Origin of the sequence: Oceanibaculum pacificum (assembly GCF_001618175.1) — a bacterium.
GTDB lineage: Bacteria > Pseudomonadota > Alphaproteobacteria > Oceanibaculales > Oceanibaculaceae > Oceanibaculum > Oceanibaculum pacificum.
Map to the genome: position 1 here is coordinate 1 of NZ_LPXN01000076.1, position 6,086 is coordinate 6,086.

General features: G+C 65.7%; 6 protein-coding genes. All 6 read left to right on the forward strand.

Features of this window, described 5'->3' with window-relative positions; all coding sequences use genetic code 11:
* Positions 1–139: 139 nt before the first annotated feature.
* Entirely contained in the window at positions 140–943 is an 804-nt protein-coding gene (locus AUP43_RS05455; RefSeq protein ID WP_067553577.1) for an SDR family NAD(P)-dependent oxidoreductase, read from the forward strand.
* 171 nt (positions 944–1,114) lie between these two features.
* On the forward strand, positions 1,115–2,476 hold the full coding sequence (locus tag AUP43_RS05460) for a CmpA/NrtA family ABC transporter substrate-binding protein (protein ID WP_067553580.1): 1,362 nt from the start codon (positions 1,115–1,117) through the stop codon (positions 2,474–2,476).
* A 3-nt stretch (positions 2,477–2,479) separates the two neighbouring features.
* Positions 2,480–3,319 carry a nitrate ABC transporter permease gene (gene ntrB / locus AUP43_RS05465; RefSeq protein ID WP_067553582.1) on the forward strand — a complete coding sequence of 280 codons (840 nt, stop codon included), beginning with the start codon at positions 2,480–2,482 and terminating at the stop codon, positions 3,317–3,319.
* Between the two features lie 4 nt (positions 3,320–3,323).
* Positions 3,324–4,247 (forward strand): ABC transporter ATP-binding protein, encoded by a 924-nt coding sequence (locus AUP43_RS05470; RefSeq protein ID WP_067553584.1) that lies wholly within the window; start codon positions 3,324–3,326, stop codon positions 4,245–4,247.
* Between the two features lie 36 nt (positions 4,248–4,283).
* A complete protein-coding gene (gene cynS / locus AUP43_RS05475) occupies positions 4,284–4,730 on the forward strand; it encodes a cyanase (RefSeq protein WP_067553586.1) in 447 nt (148 codons plus the stop codon).
* 122 nt (positions 4,731–4,852) lie between these two features.
* Positions 4,853–5,971, forward strand: a complete 1,119-nt coding sequence (gene ald, locus AUP43_RS05480) for an alanine dehydrogenase (RefSeq protein WP_067553588.1) — start codon at positions 4,853–4,855, stop codon at positions 5,969–5,971.
* Positions 5,972–6,086: the final 115 nt, after the last annotated feature.

Consider the following 6,086-nt stretch of genomic DNA (forward strand, 5'->3'; position numbering starts at 1 on the left):
GCTCCTCAGCATGAGGGAGCCTAGTGGCGCGGGCGCTACCAGCCAATGACCTCGTCCTGAGGAGCGCCGCCAAGGTACTTGGAGGTGGGTCTCGAAGGACACGGCAACAAAAAGAACGACACACAGGGAGGAAACACGCATGGCCGACAGGCTGAAGGACAAGGTGGCGATCGTCACCGGGGCGGGGTCGATCGGGCCCGGCTGGGGCAATGGCAAGGCGGTGGCGGCGCTGTTCGCGCGCGAGGGGGCCAGCGTGTTCGCCATCGACATCAATCCCGCCGCCGTAGCGGAGACCCGCGCCGCCGTCGAGGCCGAGGGCGGCAGCATCGAGGCGCATGTCTGCGACGTGTCGGATTCGGCGCAGGTGAAGGCGATGGTGGGTGCCTGCATCGAGCGGTTCGGGCGCATCGACATCCTGCACAACAATGTCGGAATCATGGCCCTGGGCGGCCCGGTCGATCTGGAGGAGGCGGCCTGGGAGAAGGCGCTGAAGGTGAACCTGACCTCGATGTACCTCACCTGCAAGCATGTGCTGCCGGTGATGGCGCGCCAGGGGGCCGGGGCCATCGTGAATATCGGCTCCATCGCCGGCGAGCGCTGGCTGGGCGTGCCCTATGTCGCCTATTCCATGACCAAGGGGGCCATCGTGCCGTTCACCCGCAGCGTGGCGATGGAATATGCCGGCCGGGGCATCCGCGCCAATGTGGTGCTGCCGGGCCTGATGGATACGCCGATGGTGCGCGAGGGGCTGACCGGGGCCTATGGCAAGCCGGGCGACGTGGAGGAGCTGAAGCGCAAGCGCGACGCGCAATGCCCGATGGGCCGCATGGGCGACGCCTGGGACGTGGCCTATGCCGCGCTGTTCCTGGCCTCCGACGAGGCGCGCTATATCACCGGCGCGGAGCTGGTGGTCGATGGCGGGCTGACCGCGAAATGCGTGTGACTGCCCACAATGCATGCATTTGCGGTTAGTGCATACTAATTGAGCAAAAGATAAAGAGCGGCGCGGGCCGCTGGTCGTAAACTTCCTAGGATTTCAACGGGTCGCGCCGCTGGCATGCGGCTTGCTCATGGCTGTGTTGCATTGCAACGAGGCACAGCCAGGGGAGGCCCGATGTTTCAAGATCCCTTCGACCCCACTGCGACGCTCGGCTGCTCGTGCGGCCAGCATTCGAGCCAGCACGAGCATGAGCTGGAGGCCCAGCGGCGCATCGCCGCCGAGGAAGAGGCGCGCGACAGCCGCATCGTCGACGCCGCGATCATGCGCGCGGTGTTCCCGAACGACGCCACCCGCCGGGCTTTCCTGCAAACCGTCGGCGCCGGCACGGCCCTGGCGGCGCTCAGCCAGTTCTTCCCGCTGGCGACCGCGCGCGAGGCCTTCGCCCAGGGCGCCGGCAAGCCGGAGAAGACGGACCTTAAGGTCGGCTTCATCCCGATCACCTGCGCCACGCCGATCATCATGGCGCACCCGATGGGCTTCTATTCCAAGCACGGCCTGAATGTCGAGGTCATCAAGACCGCCGGCTGGGCGGTGGTGCGCGACAAGACGCTGAACAAGGAATACGACGCCGCGCACATGCTCTCCCCCATGCCGCTGGCGATCAGCCTGGGCGCTGGCTCGAACCCGATCCCCTACACCATGCCGGCGGTGGAGAACATCAACGGCCAGGCCATCACCCTGGCGATGAAGCACAAGGACAAGCGCGACCCGAAAAGCTGGAAGGGCTTCAAATTCGCCGTGCCCTTCGACTATTCGATGCACAATTACCTGCTGCGCTACTATCTGGCGGAGCATGGCATCGACCCGGACAAGGACGTGCAGATCCGCGCCGTGCCGCCGCCGGAGATGGTCGCCAATCTGCGCGCCGAAAATCTCGACGGCTTCCTGGCTCCCGATCCGGTGAACCAGCGCGCGGTCTATGACGGCGTTGGCTTCATCCACATCCTCTCGAAGGAAATCTGGGACGGCCATCCCTGCTGCGCCTTTGCCGCCAGCAAGGAGTTCGTCACCACCATGCCGAACACCTACCGCGCGCTGCTGAAAGGCATCATCGAAGCCACGGCCTTCGCCACCAAGGCGGAGAACCGCAAGCAGATCGCCGAGGCCATCGCGCCGACCGCCTATCTGAACCAGCCGGTGACCGTGGTGGAGCAGGTGCTGACCGGCACCTTCGCCGACGGGCTGGGCGCGGTGCAGAAGGTGCCCGACCGCATCGACTTCGCGCCCTTCCCGTGGGAGAGCTTCGCGGTCTGGATTCTCACCCAGATGAAGCGCTGGGGCCAGATCAGCGGCGAGATCGATTATGCCGGCGTCGCCAAGGAGGTGTTCCTGGCGACCGACGCGACCAAGCTGATGGCCGAGGCCGGGCTGACGCCGCCCACCGCCACGACCAAGAGCTTCTCGGTCATGGGCAAGATGTTCGATCCGTCCAAGCCCGAGGAGTACATCGCCAGCTTCCCGATCAAGAAAGCCTGAGCCATGCAGCTTCCCCTCGGCCTGCGGGCCGGGCTGCTTTCCGTGGTGCTGTTCATCGCCTTCATCGCCATCTGGCAGGCGGCGGTGAGCGGCACCGGGAAGGTGGCCGACATCGACCCCGAATACGCCAAGCTGATGGGGGCCAGCGCCGTCACCGGCGCCTCGGCGATGCCGGGGCCGGGCGATATCGGCGTGACGCTCTGGCAGCATTTGTCCGACCCGTTCTACGACAATGGCCCGAACGACAAGGGCATCGGCCTGCAACTCGGCTATTCGATCCTGCGGGTGCTGGCCGGCTTCGGGCTGGCGGTGGTGACCGCGATTCCGCTGGGCTTCCTGATCGGCATGTCGCCTTTGGTCTATAAGGCGCTGGACCCGTATATCCAGATATTGAAGCCGATCTCGCCGCTCGCCTGGATGCCGCTGGCGCTCTACACGATCAAGGATAGCGGCCTGTCCGCCATCTTCGTCATCTTCATCTGCTCGGTCTGGCCGATGCTGCTGAACACCGCCTTCGGCGTGGCCAGCGTGCGCAAGGAATGGCTGAACGTGGCGCGCACGCTGGAGGTTGGCCAGCTTCGCACCGCCATTGCCGTCATCCTGCCGGCCGCCGCGCCGACCATCATGACCGGCGTGCGCATCTCCATCGGCATTGCCTGGCTGGTCATCGTGGCGGCCGAGATGCTCGTGGGCGGCACCGGCATCGGCTACTTCGTGTGGAACGAGTGGAACAATCTGTCCATCACCAACGTGATCATCGCCATTCTGGCCATCGGCGTGATCGGCATGGTCCTTGACCAGGCGCTGGGCTGGCTCGCCCGCCTCGTCGCCTATCAGGAGTAGGGATATGAGCACTTCCCATATCCGCATCGAAGGGTTGCGCAAGACCTTCCCGGCCCCGCGCGGCGGCGTGGCCGTCACCGTGTTCGACCAGGTCTGGTTCGGCATCGAGAAGGGCGAGTTCGTGTGCCTGATCGGCCATTCCGGCTGCGGCAAGACCACCTTGCTGAACATCCTGGCCGGGCTGGATGAAAGCAGCGGCGGCGGCATCGTGGTGAACGGCAAGGAGATCACCGGCCCCAGCCTGGACCGGGCGGTGATCTTCCAGCATCACGCGCTGCTGCCCTGGCTGACGGTGATGGGCAACGTCGCCTTCGCCGTGCGCTCGCGCCATTCCGGCTGGGACAACGCCAAGGTGCGCGCCCATTGCCAGAAATATATCGATCTGGTGCATCTGACCGGTTCGGAGATGAAGAAGCCGTCGCAGCTTTCCGGCGGCATGAAGCAGCGCGTCGGCATCGCGCGGGCGCTGGCCATCGAGCCGGATATCCTGCTGATGGACGAGCCGTTCAGCGCGCTGGACGCGCTGACCCGCGGCTCGCTGCAGGACGAGCTGGTGTCGATCTGCGCGGCCACCCAGCAGACCAGCTTCATGATCACCCACGACATCGACGAGGCGATCCTGCTGGCCGACAAGATCGTGCTGATGAGCAACGGCCCCGAGGCGCGGGTCTGCGAGATCGTCGAGAACACCTTGCCCAAGGGCCGCACCCGGAAGGACATGCACCGCCACCCGCATTACTACCCGATGCGCAACCATCTGCTGGAATTCCTGGTGAACCGGGCCAACAGCTTCAAGACCGAGCTGTCGGACCCCGGCTACGACCCGATGCACCCGCCGGTCACACGGCCAGGCGTCGGCCAGCCGGCGGCACGCCCTATCGACGCACCCGGCGATCCGCTGCCGGAAGCCAAGACCGCCGGTCGCTGACCGGCATTCCCTCCCAAGAAAATCGAGGATACGACCATGACCCGCGTTGAGCTGACCGCGAAAATCCGTGACCTGAAGATCGCCAAGGGCTTGAAGTGGAAGGATATCACCGACAAGGTCGAAGGCCTGTCGAAGGAATACACGACCGCCGCCCTGATGGGCCAGATGCCGCTGCCCGAGCCGGCCGCCAAGGCCATCGGCGATCTTCTCGGGCTGAATGAGTTCGAGGTGAAGCTGCTGCAGGAAGTGCCCTATCGCGGCTCCCTGCCGACAGCGGTGCCGACCGATCCGCTGATCTACCGCTTCTACGAGCTGGTCAGCGTCTACGGTACCACCTTCAAGGCGCTGATCGAGGAGGAATTCGGCGATGGCATCATGAGCGCCATCGACTTCAAGATGGACCTCCAGCGCCAGCCCGACCCGAATGGCGACCGTGTCTCCATCACCATGAGTGGCAAGTTCCTGAAATATAAGATGTATTGATCCGGTAGGCGGCCCCGGTCAGCGGCGGAGCCGCCGCTGACCTTGGTTTTCGCGCGCCGAAATGCTACGTCTTATTTGTAAAAAGAACTTACAAATAAGTCAGGGCAAAGGGAGCGAACGCCATGCGCATCGGTGTGCCGAAAGAGATCAAGATTCATGAATACCGGGTGGGTCTTGTGCCCGCCTCGGTGCGCGAGCTGGTCGAGCATGGGCACGAGCTGATGGTCGAGACCATGGCCGGGCACGGCATCGGCTTCGACGATGCGGATTACCGGGCGGCGGGCGCCACCATCCTCGACAAGGCTGCCGACATCTTCGCCGCCGCCGACATGATCGTGAAGGTGAAGGAGCCGCAGCCGGCCGAATACGCGCTGCTGCGCCAGGGGCAGGTGCTGTTCACCTATCTGCATCTCGCCCCCGACCTTGCGCAGACCAGGGCGCTGATCGAGTCCGGCAGCATCGCCATCGCCTACGAGACGGTGACCAATGCGCGCGGCGGCCTGCCGCTGCTCTCGCCGATGAGCGAGGTTGCCGGGCGCATGTCGATCCAGGTCGGCGCGCACTGCCTGGAGAAGGAGCGCGGCGGGGCCGGGGTGCTGCTGGGCGGCGTGCCGGGCGTGCCGGCGGCCAAGGTCACCATCCTGGGCGGCGGCGTGGCCGGCACCAATGCCGCGCGCATGGCGATGGGGCTGGAGGCGCATGTCGTGGTCATCGACAAGAGCCTGGACCGGCTGTACCAGCTCGACGAGCGCTTCGGCTCCGAGCTGCACACCATCTTCGCAACCCGCGACGCCATTGAGCAGCATGTGCTGTCCAGCGACCTGGTGATCGGCGCGGCGCTGGTGCCGGGGGCCGCCGCGCCCAAGCTGGTGACCGCCGACATGGTGAAGCGGATGAAGCGCGGCTCCGTGCTGGTGGATATCTCCATCGACCAGGGCGGCTGCTTCGAGACCTCGCGCCCGACCAGCCATGCCGAGCCGACCTATGTGGTGGACGAGGTGGTGCATTACTGCGTCACCAACATGCCGGGCGCTGTCGCCCGCACCTCCACCGTGGCGCTGAACAACGCCACCCTGCCCTTCGCCCTGGCGCTGGCCGATAAGGGCTACCGCAAGGCGCTGGCCGACGACGCGCATCTGCGCAACGGGCTGAACGTGCATACCGGCCGGGTCACCTACAAGGCCGTCGCCGAGGCGCTGGGCCTGCCCTTCACCCCGGCGGAAGACGCGCTGGCGTTGTAGGCGCTGGCCAGCGGCCCTTCGAGACGCCCCTTATGGGGCTCTCAGGCTGAGGGCCGCCAAGTGGCGCCGGAAGCGTTAAGTCACGGTGCCAGCCGCCCGATGCTTCGAGACGCCG

Bases quoted from the DNA above. Each gene is read 5' to 3' on its own strand.
- ntrB (WP_067553582.1), top strand. From the start codon at position 2,480: ATGCAGCTTCCCCTCGGCCTGCGGGCCGGGCTGCTTTCCGTGGTGCTG.
- AUP43_RS05470 (WP_067553584.1), top strand. From the start codon at position 3,324: ATGAGCACTTCCCATATCCGCATCGAAGGGTTGCGCAAGACCTTCCCG.
- AUP43_RS05460 (WP_067553580.1), top strand. From the start codon at position 1,115: ATGTTTCAAGATCCCTTCGACCCCACTGCGACGCTCGGCTGCTCGTGC.
- ald (WP_067553588.1), top strand. From the start codon at position 4,853: ATGCGCATCGGTGTGCCGAAAGAGATCAAGATTCATGAATACCGGGTG.
- AUP43_RS05455 (WP_067553577.1), top strand. From the start codon at position 140: ATGGCCGACAGGCTGAAGGACAAGGTGGCGATCGTCACCGGGGCGGGG.
- cynS (WP_067553586.1), top strand. From the start codon at position 4,284: ATGACCCGCGTTGAGCTGACCGCGAAAATCCGTGACCTGAAGATCGCC.